The sequence below is a fragment of the Mucilaginibacter sp. GW821-FHT07H05 genome, assembly GCF_059418485.1.
Window position 1 is genome coordinate 519979 of sequence record NZ_JBWKPY010000004.1, and the last position, 21535, is coordinate 541513.

Annotated in this window: 13 protein-coding genes; 7 read left to right on the plus strand and 6 right to left on the minus strand. The window is 45.1% G+C overall.

Annotation, left to right across the window (positions count from 1 at the left end):
• Positions 1–12: 12 nt before the first annotated feature.
• Together AC07M6_RS13410 and AC07M6_RS13415 are read left to right on the plus strand one after the other, a co-directional pair.
• Positions 13–804 carry an FHA domain-containing protein gene (locus AC07M6_RS13410; protein WP_494890165.1) on the plus strand — a complete coding sequence of 264 codons (792 nt, stop codon included), beginning with the start codon at positions 13–15 and terminating at the stop codon, positions 802–804.
• Entirely contained in the window at positions 801–2087 is a 1287-nt protein-coding gene (locus AC07M6_RS13415; protein WP_494890167.1) for a serine/threonine protein kinase, read from the plus strand. The genes AC07M6_RS13410 and AC07M6_RS13415 overlap by 4 nt, the downstream gene beginning before the upstream one ends.
• Before the next feature lie 63 nt (positions 2088–2150).
• On the opposite strand, the gene AC07M6_RS13420 is transcribed toward AC07M6_RS13415, so the two are convergent.
• The 5 genes from AC07M6_RS13420 to AC07M6_RS13440 all read right to left on the minus strand — a co-directional run bounded on the left by AC07M6_RS13420 (position 2151) and on the right by AC07M6_RS13440 (position 13213).
• Positions 2151–2972, minus strand: a complete 822-nt coding sequence (locus AC07M6_RS13420; protein WP_494890169.1) for a class I SAM-dependent methyltransferase — start codon at positions 2970–2972, stop codon at positions 2151–2153.
• Positions 2973–3697: 725 nt separating this feature from the next.
• Positions 3698–6265: a BamA/TamA family outer membrane protein gene (locus AC07M6_RS13425; protein WP_494890171.1), complete on the minus strand. Its 2568-nt coding sequence runs from the start codon at positions 6263–6265 to the stop codon at positions 3698–3700.
• A gap of 113 nt (positions 6266–6378) precedes the next feature.
• Positions 6379–8721, minus strand: a complete 2343-nt coding sequence (locus AC07M6_RS13430) for a hypothetical protein (protein ID WP_494890173.1) — start codon at positions 8719–8721, stop codon at positions 6379–6381.
• 21 nt (positions 8722–8742) lie between these two features.
• Complete coding sequence (locus AC07M6_RS13435; RefSeq protein WP_494890175.1) at positions 8743–12345, minus strand: BamA/TamA family outer membrane protein; 3603 nt, start codon at positions 12343–12345, stop codon at positions 8743–8745.
• Between the two features lie 13 nt (positions 12346–12358).
• Positions 12359–13213 carry an SdiA-regulated family protein gene (locus tag AC07M6_RS13440; protein WP_494890177.1) on the minus strand — a complete coding sequence of 285 codons (855 nt, stop codon included), beginning with the start codon at positions 13211–13213 and terminating at the stop codon, positions 12359–12361.
• 338 nt (positions 13214–13551) lie between these two features.
• Between AC07M6_RS13440 and AC07M6_RS13445 the strand changes: the two genes are divergently transcribed.
• The 5 genes from AC07M6_RS13445 to AC07M6_RS13465 all read left to right on the plus strand — a co-directional run bounded on the left by AC07M6_RS13445 (position 13552) and on the right by AC07M6_RS13465 (position 19403).
• A complete protein-coding gene (locus AC07M6_RS13445) occupies positions 13552–14490 on the plus strand; it encodes a dihydrodipicolinate synthase family protein (protein WP_494890179.1) in 939 nt (312 codons plus the stop codon).
• 9 nt (positions 14491–14499) lie between these two features.
• Positions 14500–16083 carry an aldehyde dehydrogenase (NADP(+)) gene (locus AC07M6_RS13450; RefSeq protein WP_494890181.1) on the plus strand — a complete coding sequence of 528 codons (1584 nt, stop codon included), beginning with the start codon at positions 14500–14502 and terminating at the stop codon, positions 16081–16083.
• Position 16084: 1 nt separating this feature from the next.
• Positions 16085–17086, plus strand: coding sequence for a 4-hydroxyproline epimerase (locus AC07M6_RS13455; RefSeq protein WP_494890183.1), 1002 nt, complete (start codon positions 16085–16087; stop codon positions 17084–17086).
• Positions 17087–17121: 35 nt separating this feature from the next.
• Complete coding sequence (locus AC07M6_RS13460; RefSeq protein ID WP_494890185.1) at positions 17122–18369, plus strand: NAD(P)/FAD-dependent oxidoreductase; 1248 nt, start codon at positions 17122–17124, stop codon at positions 18367–18369.
• Between the two features lie 146 nt (positions 18370–18515).
• Positions 18516–19403: an AraC family transcriptional regulator gene (locus tag AC07M6_RS13465; RefSeq protein ID WP_494890187.1), complete on the plus strand. Its 888-nt coding sequence runs from the start codon at positions 18516–18518 to the stop codon at positions 19401–19403.
• Between the two features lie 16 nt (positions 19404–19419).
• Here AC07M6_RS13465 and AC07M6_RS13470 read toward each other — a convergent pair whose 3' ends face one another.
• Entirely contained in the window at positions 19420–21495 is a 2076-nt protein-coding gene (locus AC07M6_RS13470; RefSeq protein WP_494890188.1) for a beta-galactosidase, read from the minus strand.
• Positions 21496–21535: the final 40 nt, after the last annotated feature.

A 21535-nucleotide genomic window follows, 5' to 3' on the forward strand; every position in this document is an offset into this window, starting at 1 on the left:
AACGAAATAACAATGTTTAATATTTTCAGTCAAAACAGTGATGGCCCTGATGATGTAAAAGGTGTGAGGGATGCGTTGCTGCGCGCTATAAAAGAAAACCTGCAAAAGGCCGAAGGCGGAGAAGGGCGAAATATTAAAGGCATTAACCTGTTTATTGGTGCAAATACCAGCGATAAACACATCTATGAGGCCGCGGTGTACCAGGAAGAACCCGAAAGATTTAAAGACGAGGTACAAAAAATAGCCGATGATTTTGATATCGGCTTGCCCGATAGCTGGATAATGGAGGTTAATTTTGATGATGGATTCCCGCCCGAAGCGATTAAACTGAATGAGGTTAACGCGGCGATATTTATCCGCACCAAAGATCATGTGATCCAACGGTCGGGCTCGGCTTATATCAGGATCTTAAACGGCGAAGCTGAAAAGCCCGAATATCATATCACATCCGAAGATGGTAAACTCAACATCGGCCGCGAAAAAAAGGCCCAGGTTGAAGGCGGCTTTTTCAGGACCAACCACATCGCATTCCCCGGCGATACCGGTAACGATGCAAACAAGTATATCAGCAGGCAGCACGCGCACTTGGAATGGAATAACGAGAAAGGCTGCTTTATGCTTTTCGCAGATGAGGGCGGCATCCCGCCCGGCAATAAGGTAAAGATCCGTTCGGCTGTTAATGAAACACTGGTTAAGCTGCATTCAAGCCATATCGGCCATCAATTAGAAGAGGGCGACCAGGTTATCTTAGGTGAAACCGCGGTCATAGAATTTAGCTACAAGAAGGGAAGCAAAAAACAGTGAGCAAGGTATTTACCATAATGGAAGGGCTGGAGAATATGGGCGCGCTGCGTACCGGCGGACAGGGATCGGTATATAAAGGCCGCCGCCTGGGGCCCATATTAAGCGCGATAAAACTTTTGCCTACCCCCATATTTAACGAAAGTACCGACGATAAAAACTACCGCAATTTTATGAATGAGGTAGAGAAGCTTAAAAAGGTAAACGAAGTACCCAATCCTAATGTGGTTAAAATACTAAGTTCGGGCATTACCGAAAGCGGATCGCTGCCATTTATTGAAATGGAGTTTATTGAAGGCCCCGATCTGGGTGAACTGCTGGCCGAACCGCACGACAAGATCTTTACCATAAAAGAAACCATTAAAGTAGCCGACCAACTGGCCGGGGCTATAGCGCATTGCCATAAAGTTGGTGTTAAACATGGCGATATTAAAAGCAATAACGTAAAGTTCAATATCCACAGCGGCAATTATGTGCTGCTGGATTTCGGCCTGTCGGTTATGTCTGACGAGGAACGGCGGAGCAGCATGCGCCACGCCGGGGCGATAGAATTTATGGCACCCGAGCAAAATGCAGGTCAAATGCTGTTTCAAACGGATGTTTATAGCTACGGGGTCATCCTTTATGAGTTGCTTGCGGGCCGCGTACCTTTCCCGCTGCATGATAATGGCGAAACCGCGCGTAACACGGTAATGATAGCACACATGGAAGCGCCCGTGCCCGATCTGCTGGAGTTAAGGCAGCAAAATTTACCCGGTAATTGGACTGCAGCCCAAAAACAACGGGAAATGCAGGTACCGGGCTGGCTGTTAAGTTTGATTAGCAAATGCCTGGAAAAACTACCTGAAAACCGTTACGGAAATGGCATGGACCTGCAGGACGCCATTGTACAAAACAGCATAGCTGCCGACCCTGCCGATAACAATCTCATAGTATTAAAAACCGAGAACGAAACCCTGCTCATGCAGCTTTCACAATTACAGGAAGCCGCGGCTATTAACAAAAAAAACACCATTAGCATCCCTAAAACATTGTTTAAGTTAGCTTTAGGCATTATTGTTTTATTGATGGCTTTAAGCGCCTATGGCATTTTTACAAAAGATGTGATCTATCAGCCGGTGCAAACTACCGCAACGCCGTATGTGCCCATTATGCTGCGTCCCTACACCCCGCCCGTAAAGCCTGGAACTTCTGATAGTATAACCAAAGCACGCAATTTAAAAGCCAAAGCAGCAGCCGACAATAAGAAAAAACATAAAAGGAAAAAGTTTTTGGGGATATTTTAGGCATAGAGATTCAACTATCATCTTAAAGAAGGCGGCAACCGATAAGGTAACCGCCTTCTGATATTAGAATAGTTCTATTTCAGCAGCAATCATGATATGAGGGCTTAAACATAACAACTCAGCATCTTTCTCTGTAAGTTTCACTAACTCTAACAGGCGTAATCTTTGTTCTGTAGACGACCAGCTTTCAAAATACTTACTGTCTATCCAGGCAATTCCTTCAACTGCTAAAAGATCAACAGCTTTAAAACCGACCGATTCAAACTCGGATATCAATGCAGAAGGTCGATGAAAATAGGCTTGGGCCAACATGCCAGGAATGGAACCAGGGGGATAATGGCAGCTACTCGAAAGTTCTTCCTTACACATCGAAAAGACGTCAGGGTTGTGTATCATGCCATTTTGAAGCGCAGCTAATGTAAAAGCGGAATAAGTAATCGCGAAACCTAACACAATACCGCCAATTCTTAATATTCTATGCGATTCCTTAATTGCAGCAATACGCTCTGCTTCATCTTGAAGATGATAAAGGGGGCCGTGTAAAATGACCACATCTGCGCAGTGGTCTGCTAAAGGCAATTGTCTCGCTTCACCAAGTATTGCCTTAAAGGGATGCCTGGATTTATGTGAACGTTTTTCAGCTTGCTGGATATGCTTGATAACAGGATCGATTAAAAAAACCTGGTGGCCAAGATTTGCTAACCACTGGGAATAATGGCCTGTTCCTCCGCCAATATCAGCTATAACACCATTCGATTCAGGTAAATAACGACTTATTAAATCTTTGTTTCTTTCAAATTCAAGGGGGCCAAGCCCCATTTTTAGCCTTGATTCTTCAGCACTTTGTGCATAAAAGTCATCAATTGAGGGATCAATATAGTTCATTGGGTTTCATAAAAAAATATACATAAGAATCTTATTGGCTGATCGGGCGATCTGCCAGCTAACAGGAACACAGATAAGTGTTGCTGTTTAGTGTATATTTATGAAACAATTCTAATAGGCCAAAGATATCATAAAATGTATCTCCAAAAGACCAACCAGCTACAAATAAATATAAGTTTCCTCTGCGTTCTCATGGAACAAGCCTGCATACCCCGTTAGGGGTTCAAGGTTTGTAGCGATGAAATGTATGTAACACAACCCCGTAGGGGTTTAAGGTTTGTTCAATGCCCCAAACAAAAATCTTGCGCCCCTACGGGGAGCTAACAGGGGCGGTTGTTGCTACAAACCTTGAACCCCTAACGGGGTACCTCATTACGTTAAATCAATGTAATGCAAGATAGTTTGCGACAGAGAGGTCTGTGAGAATAGACCTCGGGGGCAAAAAATGTGTATTTTTCAGGGTTAACACTTTTCAAGGCCTAAAACAAGATAAATTATTGATAATCAATAATTTATATGAATAATTTCCTTGAATTATGTTAAGTTATGTTAACCCAATATTTACCCCTGCAGGTTCAAGCGTCCACGCTTGAACCATAGGATAAGTAAGCGTCCACGCTTACTTTAAGATAGATTGAGCGTGGACGCTCAATGAGAAGTTGGGTTCCAGCGTGGACGCTTGAACCTGCCATTATACATTTTTGTATATTGATGATTACTATATCCTAAAACCTAAAACCCGATGACAGGTAAAGCAGCGACCCATCCGGAGATTTGCCCATTACGGCCTGGAATATAAACGCGTGGAAAGGTATAATGAATACACCGCCTCCATAGGTATCATGCCAGGTATCAGAGTTTTCGCCGGGGAGCCATACCCTACCGGCATCGTTAAAGGCAACCACGCCAAATGTACTTGGGAATATATAATTTTGCCAGTCGAACAGTTTTAAGCGCAACTCCAGGTTATTATAAAGAATGGTGTTACCAATAAACCGGCTGGTGTGGAAACCTTGCAAACTAAGCGGTCCACCCAAATTCATTTGCTGGAAAAACTCACCCTTACCTGCAAAGCGGCCTGCACCGGTACGATTGGCAATTACCAGTGTAGAATCGCCACCAGGGTTTAAATAAAAACTAAACACCGACAGGATTTGCCCATTAACACGATTGTTAATATTTACACCCGTAAGCCCGGTAATATTGGTGTTCCACAATACCCCTTTTGTGGGATATACGGTGCTATTGCGTGTATCGTACTTAACGCCCGCAACTAAGCCCGCGTATACTTTAGTAGCAAACAAGTTGGCATCGGGATGGGCGGCATTGTATTCGCCAAAAAACAGGTTTTGGTTATTAACCGCGGCACTGGTATAAAGCTGCCCCATTACCCCGCCGCTAATCTGCCACTTGTTGTAATCATGATAGATCCTGATATCAACCGTGCTGTAATCGTACCGGTTACGGTAATAGGTAAACTTGCGGCTGCCTTCGTTGGGGAACGGCGTCTCGTTACCCAAACCAAAAAAGCTATTTACGTTTTTAGGTCCGCGCGAAAGGATGTTGATCTTTAAGTTACTCTCGCCAAAAACCTTTTTAAAATCGCCGGCATAAGTAAAGATGAATGATTGTCGGGAAAGGGTATAGCCCACCTGCAAGTCCTGCCTGTAGGCGTACGGCGCCTTGCCGAAACCATGTTTGATAATGGTAAAGCCCGCCAGTATTTTCGTCGCGTCTTCGGTATTATAACCCAGACTTAAAACAGGCAGGTAATAATCATAATCAAAAGATTCCCGGTTGAATTTATTAACAGTGGTATCGGTAGTAATATCAATATGCGCCTGTGATGAGGAAGGCAAAACCGCTTTTGCCCCGGGCAGATCATGTACATAAAGCTTACGGCGGTTGTGCAGCGTGCTGTCGATTTTAAAAACGTCCTTCCCGCCGCTGCCTATCATGTGCACCTTAATAGGCGAGGGTAACGCCCCCTTCACCACAAAAACATCATTACCATCCAAACTAAAAAGCCTTACGCTTTTGGTCACCTCCGCATCGAAAGTGCGCTGGTAGATCACCTTGCGGATACTGTCTTTTTTTATCTGGTTAATGGTGACGGTGATTTTACCATCGTGCAGTTCGTCAATTGTAAATTGTTCTTTTTTATCCGATGCGGGGATATCTACATTTTTAGATAAGAACTTGTAATAATTAATAGCATCAACCTGGATATGATTGCGCCGGGCAATAACAATGTCAGTTAGTTTTTTACCCGAAACGGCATATATGTTTGCGGGCAGCAATTTTACCGCGCCGGTAATTACCTGGTTGGTTAAGTGGGTTTTCACATAAGCTATCTGTTCCTGCCAGTCGGCCTCGCTTAATGAATTTAAAAAATAGCGGTCAAAAAAGCGCGCGTTAAAACTCCACATATCCGGCATCCTGATATGGCCCTTAAAAGCCTGCAGCTGTGGCCTGATAAACGCCAGCACGCCTGGAAACAAGCCCGAAGTGGAGTAAAAAACCTTATCCCTGTCGCGCGGTGACGGCTCGTAAATATCCTGCCCTGCCGAATCCTTTTGCTTTTCCCAGCGCCATTGATCGCCATGGCGGTCCCAATCGCCAATGATCATATCCAGCAAGCGGGCCCGCAGTAACAGTTTCTGATCTACCCGGTTATCATTATCCTCTTCCAGCTTCTTTTGTACCTTTTCGGTTTTATCCGTTTTTGTGCCATCAAGCGGTTGACGTTCTTCAAATAAATAAACCTGGTTGGCAAAGTCTTTACGGTATTTCCCTAAGCCGGGATCGTCGCCCAGGTATACAATTTTAGGATTGGTGTGTGATATCCCCAATGCATCGGCCATTGGCGGCACAGTTAAGGCAGCGTAGGGATGCGAGGTTGAAACCTGATCCTGCAATATGTCTTCGGCAATGGTTTTTTTAAGATAATCAGGTAAGGCTTTGCCCGGGTATTTTTGAACGGTGCGTAAAGCCCACTCATGCCCCGCCGAGTCTTTTAGCTGCAGCGAACGCGTTTGGTTACCACCTCCAATATCGGTTATGCTTAGTCCGCCCCGTTCCTTATCCAGGTGTAATACCTGCATTTTAACCGGTATAGCCCAGATATTGCGGTAGTTTTTACCAAAAAACACCTTATGAACGCCGTTTACCTTATTATACCTGGGGTGGGCCGCTACGGTAATGCTATCTGGTTTAGCCGCCTGGTTTTGAGCATTGGCATTAAAACCTGTAACAGTAAGTATCAATAATATAATCAGGTATAATTGTTTCATGCAATGTTGGGTTGTAAATTCACACTACATCAATTGCCCTACCCGTTTCGCCCATGTGTGGATTAATAACAATATAGTTGATAGTTTGTTATTTTTAAAAGATCAGCCAAAATTTATTTATCTTTTGGGTAGTTAATACTTACACGCAGTGCTTTAAGGCCGCTTACACCCTGCAATTCTTCAAGCATTATATACTCCAGATTTTTTTTAAGGGCGCCTTTTGTTTGCATCTTTTTGATATGGTTTAAATACACTTCAATTTCATCATCATTAAAATAAACGATAGCTATTTTTCCGGGCTGCGTCAAGCGTTCGCCACTGCTTTTTACCAATACCTTATCAATTCTTTTTTTGATCACCTCGTACCTGATATTGTAATAGCCTTCTACATCAAAGCGGCGTTCATCGCTCCTGAAACAAATATCTATCTGGCCCGAGTGTACAAATATCAGCGATGCCGTTGGTATACACACAGGCAGTTTGGATAACAAGGCGTTGGTTAAAATACTGACCTCTATCATTGATTTTAACTGCCATTGCCTGAACCTTTTTAAATGCATTGGTTTAAAAGGCTGGTTCGCGGCCATATCCTGCCCTATATAAATATCATACTCAATACCATCCGACCGGAACCTTTCAAAATAGCAGGGATACATCTTTTGAAGCTTATTAACCTGGCCATCAAAATATCGCGTAAGCACGCCGTTTATTTTTCTGATTGATAACTCCAGCTGGTTACGATAAAAATGCACCTCGCCCGTTTCTTCTTCAACCGCTTTTAAATACTCAGTAATAATAGGTGCGGTTAAAGGGTACTCGTCTTTTATATGAAGCAGATAGGGGCCGGTTTTGGCATATAAAAACTCTTTTAACAGCGTTTCTTCGTTGGCTTTTTCAAGTTTCTTCAATTTCCTTTTCCACGAGTCTAACTGTGCGGAAAGTGTGGCCTTATACATGGCTGGCAGTATACCGGCAAGCGCTTTTATGGTTTTGGCTAAAACATAGCTAAGCATAGTCAGGTCTTTTTTAAAGGCCGCATTATGCTCCATTGTTGAATTGCGCATATCAATCGAGCCATATAATGGGTACACATTTTTAAAAGTAACGGCTTGCAGTTCGGCATTGCCTTTGTTTTTCTTTAAAAACTGCCATGCTGCTTCATTAAACTTCCGTTCTACCGATGGCTGTAACGTGGTAAACCGGGTTTTAATAATGTTTTCCAGTTTGCTGCTCAGTATATCGGCACTGTCTTTCAGTAACTGCGATATTAAAGGGATAGCCGTTTGCAGCCTCGACAATAGTTTTTCGTAAAATATGATCTTTTGATCGGCGCATACTTCCATTATACCCGCCAGATGGCGGTTATAATATACAGGCAATATGGCGTACGATTTGATGCCCGCCCGCTGAAAGGCCTTAAGAAACGGATACTGTTCAACCTTTTTATTGGATATGGTGCTGAAAAACATAGGTCCCGGCTTCGCGGCATATGCTGTAATGAAAGAGCTGTACACATCCTCGGGTACTTTATATTTTTTAGACAGCCTGATGATGAAACTGTGGGAGCACTCTTCCGCATCAAATATTAATTCGCCGTTTACCCTTATAAAGGGTAATAGCCCAAACTTAATGGCCGCGTTTGATGCCAGGGTTTGCAGGGATTGTATCACTTGCTTATAAAGCAGCTTTTGGCTTTTTACATTATTAACCAGTGCCGCGCGGATAGTTTCTACAGCATGCTCGGCCGTAATTTCGTGAATAGTGATAATAGAAAACCCTTTAAAACTAAACATGCTTAAAGGGATAATATCTTTAAGTACCTCCATACCGGCCCCGTCATAAATGCAGGGCTCAATAATTTCGGGATTTAGTTCGGGCAATTCTTTATTAGCGGTGATCTCCACAAACTTTGAATTAGTGTGGATGCGGTAAAATTTAGAAAGATTGGTCTTAGGGTCAACAACGGGGTAAACCACATCGTTAATTAAATCGGGTGGGAAATTATAGAGCTTTTGCAGGATCAGCCTGTAAATATAATCCAGCTGGTTTTGCTGAAATAACCCCGAACTGCCGGTAACCGGTTTGGGATGCAAAGCGTTATAGCCGGTTAAAAACTTATAAAAATCGTTAGTGCAATAAATTATTTTTGAGGGAATTGGCGTACTGAGCGCCCAGTATACTTTACTATCGTCATTAATAGCCGGCGACAGGATGGTATAAAGCAGCTCCAATAGTTCTTCGTGCCTGCCTACCTCATTAATGGCTATCTCGCTGTTAACCAGTTGCGGGTGTTTGTTAAATTTATTTAAAACAAACCGGTAAAATTCCGATTTAATGGTTTTTTCAACTTCGATACGTTGCTTCAGGTAATTTAAAAACGCGCAGAAAGAAAAGGCTTCGTTAAAACGCTGCCCGCTTTTCCAGTGGCCTTTTATATCAATTACGTTAGTTTGCATATTAGTTTAACATCCTATCTGTTAAAAAGTGAAAGTTAAATTTGCATATGGGTACCAGCCTTCTTTGGAATAGCCCGCTTTTACCTGTACCAAAGCCATATCAGCCGGCGAAAAATAGGCGCCAGCACCAAATCCGTTATGCCAGGTGGCCGACTTTTCCTGCCTGATCCACACCCGCCCGATATCATAAAAGCCGGTTACACCAAACTGTCCCGGTAAAATATAGGGCAGCAAGCCGCTTAATTTAATACGTGTTTCTAAGTTATTATAAAACATGTGCTGGCCCGCAAAGCGATTTTCTTTATACCCTATCATATGTTCTTCTCCACCTAAAAACATCGATTGGTAGTAAGTAGTTTTACCAACTGTTATACCACCGCCCAATTTTTCGGCCAATACAAAATTTGATGCCGCGTCAAAGCTTTTATATAGTTCGAAATGAGGGGTAAACTGCGCGAACGAACGGGCATAGCTACCCACCCCGGCATAACTTTGCACCCGTAAATAAACATATACGCCCCAGGCAGGCAATAAGGCGTTATTGCGCTTATCGTTTATATAGGTTGCCACAAACCCAATGTGCATTTTAGCTTTACCAATAGTGGTACTATCGTAAGTATGTATCAGGCTGCTGTTGTCGATCAGGCGGCCGCCGGCAGTGCTAACCGGTTGGTAATACTGCACCGAGGGGCCTAAACGCAAGCTGGTAACCCCGGCCTTGTTCCTGAAACGGAGTGTAGCATCTAAGGTAAAAAAGTTAAACCGCGACCGGTAATAATCAAAATAATCGCCCGATTTGATAAAGGAGGTTTGGTTGCCCCGCCCAAAAAAGTTAATGCTGTTTGGTAAAAATATAGTTGCTTTAATTTCAGCATCAGCCTTGTGGATGGCGCTGTTCCACTCGCCGGTATAACTTAAACGGTTAGCATCTGTGGCAAAAGACCGCCCTAACAAAAACTGCTGCGTACTGCCCGGCTGTTTACGGAAACCCTGGTGCAGGTATTTAAAACCCACGTCTGCGTAATACCCGTTATCTATATCATAACCTGTTTTAAGCAGGGGTATAATGGTATTATACTCATTGGTTGGTATATAACCCACGTTTGATGAATCATTTGAAAGATGTTTATCCACGCGGGCATTACCGTTGCCTGTAAAAGTGGCCGTGTTTAACTTTTCATATACGTTTACCCGGCGGTTGGCCCGCTCAAAATCATAAAGCTTATGCCCGTTACCGCCAATAATGCGTAATTTGATATGCGATGTGGTATTCACATATACACTATCATCGCCTTTAGAGATATATAGCCTGATCTCTTTAGTTACAGCCGGATCAAACGAGCGGTGAAATATGGTATTATATTTTTTGCGTTCGGCAGGTAATTTATCTATGGTGATATCAATTCCGCCGTTCACGGTATCTTTTATGGTAACCAGCTCGCTTTTATCGGTGGCCTTAATATCAACCGTTCTGTTAAAAAATTTGTAATAAATTTCTGATGCGGTTAATAGTTTATCGCGCCGCTTTTTCATTTCAAGCAAAAGCTTATCATGACTAAGCTTGTACACATTCAGTGGTAATTTTTTTAAGGCTTCTTCCAGCACCGCATCGGTTAAGGCATCAGCAAATTTTTGTGTCAGCTCTATCCATTTTTCATGATTAATGGACGTCAGGAAGCGGACGTTAAGCGTATGATCATTAAAATAAAAATCGCTGATGGATTTTGGCCCACCCGAATAGCCTTTCAGGAAACGCGCTACCCATTGCCTGGATGCAATGCGGGGTATCAACCCCTGGTTAATGTAAAACACCTCGGCCCGGTCGTGCGGTACCGATGTATAATAGGTTTCCGTCCCTTTTTTTACACCTATCCAGCGCCACTCGTCCTGGTGCCTGTCCCAATCACCCAAAAACCAGTCCAACAGCCTCGCCCTGAAAAATTCGGTCGTATCTACATGGTTATGATAGTCGCTATCCAGGTTTTTAAGCATCACACCGGTATTGATAGAACTATCTCCCGGCTCGCGCTCTTCTATTAAAACCAGCGAACCTGCAAAGTTCTTTTCATAAAAACCCAGCTTATGATCGGGCGCTACCCAGCCAATGGTAGGCTTGGTATGGGCAACTTTTACGGCATTAGCCAATACCGGCGACATGATGGCGGCATAAGGGTGCTGGGCCGACATGGCATCATTAAACCACGAGTGGGCAAAGGTTTGCCGCAGAGCCTGCGGCAATTCAAACCGGGGGTATTTTTCAATATTGCTCATTATCCACTCCTTACCCTGCTTATCAGTCAGCAGTAAGGATTGTGTTTGATGCGCGCCGCCAAACCGCACCGGCGTTAAGCCACCTTTAAAATCACTGATCCTGATTACGGGGACTGTAGCGGTTGCCGCCCATTCCTTGCGGTAATTCTCGCCATAAAGCCAACGGTGTACCCTGCCCACGCTATCGTATTTACCATAGGCCTGCACCTTTACGCTGTCGCCTTTTATGGCCGAATAGATCTTGGGTACGGGAATTATAATCGGTACAAAAGGTTTGGTATAGGTAAAAACCTGTACCAGGTTGCTATCGGTTTTACTGGCGTAGTAAGTAAATTTAGCGCTTTTGTCGTCCATAATATCAATGGTAACATAGCCGGGGACACTTTCGGCATACAACGCGTCGTTCCCTTTTTTAACAGCAGCCCGTTTTGCGCCCGATCCGCTAACCACCTGGATCCGGTCGTCGTCTTTAATAAACTGCAGGCCATGCTCGTGCCCGGATGCATATATCACATTAGGATCGCCCTTAAAAACGTTTTCAATCTGGCTGATCATGGTTTTGTACAGGGGATGCCCGTTATCCTCGGGGTTATCAAAGTTTTTACGCAAAAAGGGGGACAGGGCGCCAATTACCGGCAACGGGATGTATAAATGCCGGTTTACCGATGTAAGCGGAAAAACATAATCCTGCCAGATGTAACTGCCCCCATGGTGGCCATAGGTTTTAAACGGATGATGATCGGCCAGGATGATCACTTTATTGCGGTTGTTGTATAACAGCTCTTCAAAGCGGTTAATAATTTCTTCGTTGCTGTTGCAATCGCAATCGGCGTTTGGGTTATCCTTGTTATAGATATGCAGCCACCATTCCGAGTCGAAAGCGATCACGGTTACATCGGGGCCTAAATTAATTGCTGTCGGATCGGGGCAGCCATCTTTAGGCACAGCTTTTAACAAGCTATCTTTCTGCTCGGTTAAAAACTCCCACTGGCGTTTTACTTTGGCCAGGCCTTTTGGCCCCATGCGGTCCCAATCATGATTACCCGGGATAAAGTATACCGGCGCCCCGGCAGCCCGCATGGGCCGGTATTGGGCCTGCAATATTTTTTTAGTCGATTCTTCATCTGGACTGCCCGGTAAACCCATACCAACCGGATAAATGTTATCACCCAGGTAAAACACCGTACTTTTATTTTTAATAATCTGTGCCGCCGCGCTTGAAAGTACCGCGTTTTGCTGTTGATCCAGTTCGCCCGCATCGCCAATTAAAATAATGCGTTGCATAATGACATTCTGGGCATGTGTTAAAGTGATGGATAATAATAAAAAGACCGATATTAAAATTCTCTTCATCCGGTTACCGGGTTTATGGTTTTTTAAATATAAACTTTAAAATATTGGCAGGGTGAAGCGGTTGCCCTTCGTTTGAAATGTAAAGGTTATTTTGAACATCAAATGACATACCCTCGGGTTGCACAAAAATATCAGGATTTAGCTTATACACCTGCCTTACCTTAAAATTGCCATCGGTAACAACCAATATTTTATTTACCGACGATAAAATAAACCACTCGCCGGTTAGCGGACTCCTGCTTAAGGCCGAGGGGTGAAAGCGGATTTTGTCCTGCCCAAGCATATCTTCTATATGCTTTACGCTGATCCAGAAATCGCCGCTTTGTTTTAATTGACCATTGGCGCTTAAATCATATATAAAGCCGCTGCATTGCTTGCTCGTTTTATCCATATCGCAGTTTTTGCACAGCACATATACTTTGCTGTCTCTTTCGCTGCCATAAAGGCCTTCATATTCGCCTTTCGGCAGCAGGTCTTTAGCCTTTTGCACCTGATCGGGCCGGGCTTTATTAATGGTATTAACCGGGAACGTAAACAACACGCCCTTACTTTGCAGCATCACTACCTGGCCGTTAATAATGGCCATATCTTCAAAATCGCCGGTTTCCTTAAACGTGGTAAATCTGGCGGTTTTATCGCCGGGGCGCATATAGTAAACCCGGCCGTTCTCATCTTCTTCGGCAAAAATGGTTTTAGCATCACCTTTATTAAAGGCTATACCCGATATTTCTGATAAACCGGCAGGGACGGCTAACTTTACAGGGTGGTTAAAATCGTACCCGGCAGGGCTGCTGTAAACAGTTTTTTGGGCGCAGGCCACACCTAATAAAAGGGTACCGGCGGTTAATAGTGTTAGGGGATTTTTCATATTTTATTTATTTGTGTATAGTAATGGATAAGGCCGGGATTTACATCAGTCATGAAATAACAAAGGCAATTACCGAACAATTAACCCGTACATAAAAACATGACAGGATATTAAAATTGCTATAGTAATACATCATTACGCGACTAAATGTTTACGCCATGGCCCGAATATCACCTGTAAACAAACAATTAATCAAAATTTGCAATAGCTATCCGAAATACGGAATGGCACATATAAAACAGCCATCGGGATAATATCAAGCAAGTATGTGTTAAATTGCAGCTTATAAACGGTAAATTTTCGGCCTATTTTTGCAATAGATATTACACGATACGATCATGATAAAATTTGAATGGAAAGGGGTTTTCCCGGCAGTAACTACAAAGTTTACTGATAATGATGAACTGGACCTGGATGCCTTTGATATAAACATCCTGGCGCAGCTGGAAGCCGGTGTAGACGGTTTCATCTTAGGCGGATCGTTAGGCGAGGCCAGCTCCTTAACCGAAGAGGAAAAGTTCACCCTGCTTACCCATACCTTAGCATTGGTTGACGGTAAAGTGCCCGTCATACTAAATATCGCCGAGCAAACTACCCGCAGCGCGGTATCCATAGCAAAAAAAGCTTTTGAATGCGGTGCCGACGGCTTAATGCTGCTGCCGCCAATGCGCTACAAGGCCGATGATGATGAAACAGTAGCATATTTTGCCGCCATAGCGCAAAGTACCCCCCTGCCTATTATGATCTATAATAACCCGGTTGATTATAAAATTGAAGTAACGCTGGATATGTTTGAGCAATTAACCGCTTATGATAATATCCAGGCTATTAAAGAATCTACCCGCGATGTGATCAATATCACCAGGATCATCAACCGTTTTGGCGACCGTTATAAGATCTTATCGGGCGTAGATCCGCTTGCTGCCGAAAGCCTTATTATGGGTGCTGTGGGCTGGGTTGCCGGTTTGGTTGATGCCTTCCCGAAAGAAACAGTAGCTATTTACCGCCTGGTGAAAGCCGGCAGGTACCAGGAGGCTATTGCTATACACCGTTGGTTTTTGCCGGTCCTGGAATTAGATATCCATCCCAAGCTGGTGCAATATATCAAACTGGCAGAAGTAGCTACAGGCATTGGTACCGAAAACGTAAGAGCCCCGCGCCTGCCGTTAAGCGGTACCGAGCGCGAAACGGTATTGAATACGATTCATTCGGCTTTAAGCAACCGTCCGGAGTTACCGGAAGGCAGTTGGGGCGTATTAAGTGGAATAAATGCTTAACCTATCTAAATGATCAACGGGAATAATATTGTTGCCTGTGCTTATGCCAGCGTTAATGGCCCATCCTTCAGCGCTTTTGATCCGGCTACCGGGAATCAGCTGGAAGGGGATTTTATTAATGCCGATGCTTTAGCGGTTAACAACGCTTTACAGGCCGCAACCGATGCTTTTAAAACTTATCGTACCATATCCGGCAAACAAAAAGCCGGTTTTTTACGCGCGATAGCGGCCGAAATCAATTCATTGGGCGAGGCGCTAATTAACAGAGCGGTTGCCGAAAGCGGTTTACCCCCTGGCCGCATCACCGGCGAGTTGGGCCGCACCGCCGGGCAATTACTGCTGTTTGCCCAGCTTTTAGAAGAAGGATCATGGGTAGATGCCGTTATTGACGAGGCCCTGCCCGATCGTACACCGCTGCCACGGCCGGATCTCCGGCGCATGCTGGTACCTATTGGCCCTATTGTGGTGTTTGGCGCCAGTAATTTCCCGCTTGCTTTTTCTGTTGCCGGCGGCGATACCGCATCGGCATTGGCCGCGGGTTGCCCGGTTATTGTAAAAGCGCATCCGGCGCATCCGGGTACCAGCGCGCTTGTTGGGCAGGCCATCATCAAAGCAGCCGGATCAACCGGTATGCCTGAAGGCGTTTTCTCGTTATTATACGATGACGGGTATAGCGTAGGCACCCAACTGGTAAAGCATCCACAAACCAAAGCGGTGGCCTTTACTGGCTCGTTTAACGGCGGCATGGCCTTAATAAAGCTGGCGCAGGAACGCGAGGCCCCTATCCCTGTCTTTACCGAGATGGGCAGTGTTAACCCCGTTGTGTTGCTACCGGGGATATTAAGTAGCGCCCCAAAGGGCCTTGCTGCCAAATATGCCGCTTCTATCACCCTGGGGGCTGGTCAGTTTTGCACTAATCCTGGTTTAATACTGGCCGTACAATCTGATGGCTTAGCAGAGTTTATTACGGCATTGGGCAACGCTATTGAAGCCGTGCCATCGGCAGCTATGCTTACGCCGGGCATCTGGCAAAATTATCAGGACAAAACCGCCAGGATATTGGCCGAAAACGGCCTGGGCCTGATCAGCCAATCAAAAACCATCGATACCGGGAAAATAAATCAATCTGTAGCCACTGTAGCACAAGTGCCGGCATCGGCGTTTATCAGCAATAAAAAGTTCCGTGATGAGATCTTTGGCCCATGGTCATTAATAGTAGTTGCCGATGATGTTTTACAGCTGCAGGAAGTTATCCAGTCGCTTGAAGGGCAGCTTACCGCAACCGTAATGGCCGAACGTGCCGAACTATCGCAATATACCGGGATATTAGATGCCCTGAGCGCTATCAGCGGACGGGTTATCCTTAACGGGGTACCAACCGGGGTTGAAGTTTGCGCGGCTATGCAGCATGGCGGGCCGTTTCCTGCTACCAGCGACAGTCGATTTACGTCGGTAGGTACCGGCGCTATTTATCGCTTTGCAAGGCCCCTGGCCTGGCAGGATTGGGAAGACAGCCTGTTGCCGCCCGAATTACAAGCGGCTAACCCTTTAAATATATGGCGACAGGTAAATAATAACCGCACCAAAGAATAAGATGAGCAGTAAAACCTTTTTTTGTATTGATGCGCATACCTGCGGTAACCCGGTAAGGTTGGTTGCCGGCGGCGGGCCAACGCTTGTTGGGGCTAACATGAGTGAAAAACGCCAGCATTTTTTAAAGGAGTACGACTGGATTCGCACCGGGCTGATGTTTGAGCCACGCGGGCACGATATGATGTCGGGCAGTATTTTATACCCGCCGCATGATCCCGAAAATGATGTGGCCGTTTTGTTTATCGAAACCAGCGGTTGTTTGCCCATGTGCGGGCACGGCACCATCGGCACCATTACCATTGCTATTGAGGAAGGACTTATCCAGCCTAAAATACCCGGAGTGATCAGGATGGAAGCGCCTGCCGGTTTAGTAACCATTGCCTACAAGCAGGAAGGCAGCAAGGTTACCTCGGTAAAGTTAACCAATGTCCCCTCTTTTTTAGCCGCCGAAAACCTGCAGGTAGAATGCCCCGATCTGGGTATTTTAACTATTGATGTAGCTTACGGAGGTAACTACTACGCCATTGTTGACCCGCAGCCAAACTTTGCCGGACTGGAACATTATACCGCCGGACAATTGATCGGCTGGAGCCGTATCCTCCGCCAGCGGATCAATGAACTGTACACCTTTGTGCATCCGCAAAACCCTACCATAAATACCTGTACGCACATTTTGTGGGCGGGCGCAACCTTATCTGCAGATGCTACGGCCCGCAACGCTGTTTTTTATGGCGATAAGGCTATTGACCGCTCGCCTTGCGGCACGGGCACATCGGCGCGGATGGCGCAGTGGCATGCCAAAGGAAAATTAAAAAAGGGCGACGCGTTTATCCACGAAAGTATTATCGGCAGCAAGTTTACCGGCACGGTAGAGGATGTAGTAAAGGTGGGTAATATAGACGCGATTATCCCGGGTATAGAAGGATGGGCGAAAGTATATGGCTATAACACCATTAAAATAGATGATGATGACCCGTACGCTCACGGGTTTCAGGTTATATAAAAAATTGAATTGTATCGGGATTGGTTAAATAAAATATGTCTAAAGTATTAATTATCGGCGGTGGGATTATAGGGCTTAGCTCGGCTTATTATTTAAGTAAGGCCGGGTATGATGTAACTATTTTGGATAAAGGCGACCTTACCGATAATTGCTCGTTTGGCAACGCCGGGATGATCGTCCCCAGCCATTTTGTTCCGCTGGCCGCTCCCGGTATGATCAGTCAGGGCATCCGGTGGATGTTTAACAGCAAGAGTCCTTTTTATGTGCGCCCGTCGTTAAACCCGGATCTGTTTTCGTGGGGAATCAAATTTCTGAAGAATGCCAACACGCGGCATGTGGAACGATCTGCCGTACCCTTAACCGAACTTTCGCTGCTGAGTAAAAGCCTTTACCAGGAACTTGCCAGCGAACCCGATTTTGATTTCGGGCTGAAAGAAAAAGGGATCCTGATGTTTTACAAAACCGATAAAGCCGCCGAAGAGGAAGCGCACCTGGCACAAAAAGGCCGCGAATTGGGTTTAGATATGCAGGTACTTAACGTTGCCGAATGCCTTGCCCTGCAACCCGAATTAAGTTTGGATGTGCTTGGCGCTGTGCATTACCGCTGCGATGCGCACCTGTATCCCAATCATCTGATGTTTTCTTTATTGCAATACCTGGTTAAAAAAGGGGTAAAAATTGCCCGGAACCACGAGGTGACCAGGATAGAAACAACGGGCGGCAGCATTACCAAAGTTTTCACCGGCGACAAAGCATGGGCGGCAGACCACTACATCATAGCAGGCGGTTCCTGGTCGCCATCGGTTGCCAAACTGGTTAAGATTAAGATACCTTTAATGCCGGGCAAAGGCTACTCGTTTATGGTTAAAGAACAGCAGCAACGGATGCAAATACCCGCCTTATTAGCCGAAGCAAGGGTTGCTATTACCCCCATGAACGGTCATTTACGCTATGGCGGAACAATGGAGCTTGATCAGATCAATACACGTATCAATATCAACAGGGTACAAGGCATTGTAAATGCCATACCGCAATACTTCCCCGATCTGCATCCCGAACTGCCTGCTGAAAAAGATATCTGGTATGGTTTCCGTCCGTCATCGCCCGATGGCTTGCCTTATATTGGCCGGAGTAATAAATACAATAACCTGGTTATTGCAACCGGCCACGGCATGATGGGACTAAGCCTGGGCCCGGCAACGGGTTTACTGGTAAGCCAGATAATTAACAACACCCAAACGGCAATAGCTATCGAACCTTTTTCTGCCAATCGTTTTAATTAATTGGCCTGCCCCTGGTGATATCTATGCTGAGATGCCTGCTTCCCGTATTCCTGTTTTACCTATCTCTTCTTATATTTTATCTTAAATTATCAAATAATTGCATTTGAGGGTTAATTTATGTAAATTCAATCATTATTTAACGCATAATGAAGGTACTTCAATTTACAATCCCGGTAGCGCATGATAAGAGCGTGATTGTTGACCAGGTAGAACTGCCTTATCATTATCCTTATTTACATCGGCATAAAGAAGCCCAGATCACCTGGATACAGCAGGGCGAGGGCACCTTAATTGCAGGTAACAATATGCATGATTATAAGGCCGGGGATATTTTCTTTATCGGCGCTAATCTCCCTCATCTGTTTAAAAGCAACCCCGAATATTTTGACAGCGACAGCCTTTCCGTTAAGGCGGCAACATTTTTCTTTGATCCGGATGGCATCCTGTCGGGCTTGTTTGGCCTGCCGGAGATGAAGGCTTTGAAGCTTTTTTTGCAACAGCATCAGCAGGGTTTTAAAATCCCTGATCATTCCTTTGCCGATGTAACCCAACTCATGAATGTGATTAAAGTCAACACAGGTATCGATCAGTTAATGCTTTTTCTAAATCTGCTTAAACAATTTTTGCTAATCAACACCAAACTGGAACCGCTATCATCCTACGGCGATCTGCCGGCTATTACCGATAACGAGGGGATCAGGATAGGTAATATTTACAACTTCATTATGCAGCACTACAGCGAGCCCATTACCCTGGCCGATGCCGCCAAAGCTGCCTTTATGACGCCGGAATCATTTTGCAGATATTTCAAAAAACATACCGGCCATACCTTTATCTCCTTTTTAAACGAAGTCAGGATAAACGAGGCCTGCAAAAAACTAACCGCGCATCAGTTTGAAGGCATCTCCCTAACGGCCTATCAATGCGGCTTTAAAAGTATTACCAACTTTAACCGGGTTTTTAAAAGTATTACCGGCACATCGCCCCGCGAATATCTGGATAAAGTAAGTAACGTTATTCAGGTTGCCAGCTAATTCATAAAACCGGAGATCATATTTCTTCAACAATTTGGAAACCCCAGGCAGGTAGGGTGATCTGGCTTTCCGTCGCTACGGGTTCATCCGTGAGCAAGGCTTTGCCTTTGGGGTACGGATAGATCAGCGTCTGCAGCACGGCCGAGTAATTAAAATAATAATGAACAGCTTTCCCCAGCTGGTTGGTACCCGATTTAACGATCAGCGGAAACTTCAGTACCTGGTCTTTTCCCCAAAGCCCGGCACCTTTCACCGCGTCTTCCAGTATTTTTTCGGTGATGGCATTACTGGTACCGCAGCCAATATAGGTAGCCATGCCTTTGCCATAGTTATTTTGGGTTACCGCTGCATATTTGCCCCAGGCGGGGTGATCATACCAGGCCAGTACCCGGGCGGTGGTGGGCGTAATCAGTTCCATCCATTTGTCGGCATAGTTTTGGTTGCCTACATGAAAAGGATCGCCTTTAAAGCTTACCTTTTCAGGGACTGTAAACTCGCTGTATGTGATTCCGCAGGCTTCACTAATCAGACCCGGCTGGCGTACCGATCTTACTTTGTTATGCTCATCAGCAAAACCGCTTTTAAATGTATATACCACATGGCCGCCGTTTTTAACAAACAGGTTTAAACGCCGTAACAGGCTATCGGGCGCGGCATATAGTGCCGGCACCACAATTAACTTATACTTTTCTAATTGCCTGCTGGATGGATCTATAAAGTCGACACCCACGTTCATGTTATAAAGAACATCGTACATGGGCCGCAGAATGCTATTATAGTTACCCGGGCCAAAAGCATTGTACGCGGTTAACGCTTCGTTACTGAATAATATAGCTACATCATTTTTCTTTTTCAGGTTAACCAGGTTCCGCCCCAGTTTTTTAAAGTCGGCGCCAATGGTTTTTGCTTCTTCATATGTTGGGTTGGGTTCAAAATCGTGACTGAGCAAGCCTTTCCAGTAAGTTTCTGCCGAATTATGTATCGAATGCCAATGCCAGTACGAAACCATATCGGCCCCCGAAGCCAGGTGGCTGAAAGCCTGTAACCGCAGCTGACCTGGATAAGGCACCCATTGAGGGAAGCCCTGAGCTTCTGTTTCCATCACCAGATAATTCTGACCGCCTTTCATAGACCGGGCTACATCTCCGCCAAACGAGATCTCGGCCCCGGTAAGCTTATCCTGCGAGGGGTGATAAATATCTACACCGGCAATATCCAATACTTTTGCCGCCGCAAAATGGTCAACCTCGGTTTGTATGCCATAGCTGTATCCCCGCCAGTCAAAATCAAAGTTTTGCGTAATAAACTGTTCCGGCTTTTTGTATTCGCGCACGATGGCCGCCTGCCACGCCAGGTAATCGGTGACCAGCGAGCGCTGAAATTTAGCAAACTCGGCATTAAGACTGGCGTTAATACTTCCGTTCACCGAGGGGAAATCATCCCAGTTATTGATCCGGTTGCTCCAGTAATCCAAGCCAAATATTTTGTTTAAACTATCCAGCGAAGGGTACCGGGCTTTCATATAAGCCACAAACTGGGCCTGCACATTAGGGCCGCTTGTTCCGTACGATCGGGTTTCATTATCAATCTGGTAACCGATAATGGCCGGATGGTTTTTAATATGTTCCAGCATTTTACGGATCGTTTTTTCGGCATAGGCCCTGAAGTGGACATTGGTGATATCCATATTTTGCCGTGGCCCGTACTGGTTAGGGCCCCTGGAAGTAATGGCCAACACATCGGGATATTTTTTAACCAGCCAGGTGGGCACCGCATAGGTTGGAGTACCTATGATTACGCTGATACCAGCCTGATGCATGCCGTTAAGTACCCTGTCGATATGGCTAAAATCGTAAACGCCTTCCTGCAGTTCCATCGTGCTCCAGGTGGATTCGGCAATCCGGACAACGTTAATACCCGTCTCTTTCATCATGCTGATATCCTTATCAAGGCGGTCGTAGGGCATGTACTCGTCATAATAAGCAACGCCAAATAACAATTTATCCTTCCCTATCTGCGCAAAGCTTATATCAACGCTAAATATAATTGTACAAACGACATTTATTGCAACGAGTAAATTTTTTTTACGCATAAATCAGGTTATTAAATTGGATGATCAAAATAGACATAAT

Bases quoted from the DNA above. Each gene is read 5' to 3' on its own strand.
- AC07M6_RS13410 (WP_494890165.1), top strand. From the start codon at position 13: ATGTTTAATATTTTCAGTCAAAACAGTGATGGCCCTGATGATGTAAAA.
- AC07M6_RS13420 (WP_494890169.1), bottom strand. From the start codon at position 2,972: ATGAACTATATTGATCCCTCAATTGATGACTTTTATGCACAAAGTGCT.
- AC07M6_RS13425 (WP_494890171.1), bottom strand. From the start codon at position 6,265: ATGAAACAATTATACCTGATTATATTATTGATACTTACTGTTACAGGT.
- AC07M6_RS13430 (WP_494890173.1), bottom strand. From the start codon at position 8,721: ATGCAAACTAACGTAATTGATATAAAAGGCCACTGGAAAAGCGGGCAG.
- AC07M6_RS13435 (WP_494890175.1), bottom strand. From the start codon at position 12,345: ATGAAGAGAATTTTAATATCGGTCTTTTTATTATTATCCATCACTTTA.
- AC07M6_RS13440 (WP_494890177.1), bottom strand. From the start codon at position 13,213: ATGAAAAATCCCCTAACACTATTAACCGCCGGTACCCTTTTATTAGGT.
- AC07M6_RS13445 (WP_494890179.1), top strand. From the start codon at position 13,552: ATGATAAAATTTGAATGGAAAGGGGTTTTCCCGGCAGTAACTACAAAG.
- AC07M6_RS13450 (WP_494890181.1), top strand. From the start codon at position 14,500: ATGATCAACGGGAATAATATTGTTGCCTGTGCTTATGCCAGCGTTAAT.
- AC07M6_RS13455 (WP_494890183.1), top strand. From the start codon at position 16,085: ATGAGCAGTAAAACCTTTTTTTGTATTGATGCGCATACCTGCGGTAAC.
- AC07M6_RS13460 (WP_494890185.1), top strand. From the start codon at position 17,122: ATGTCTAAAGTATTAATTATCGGCGGTGGGATTATAGGGCTTAGCTCG.
- AC07M6_RS13465 (WP_494890187.1), top strand. From the start codon at position 18,516: ATGAAGGTACTTCAATTTACAATCCCGGTAGCGCATGATAAGAGCGTG.
- AC07M6_RS13470 (WP_494890188.1), bottom strand. From the start codon at position 21,495: ATGCGTAAAAAAAATTTACTCGTTGCAATAAATGTCGTTTGTACAATT.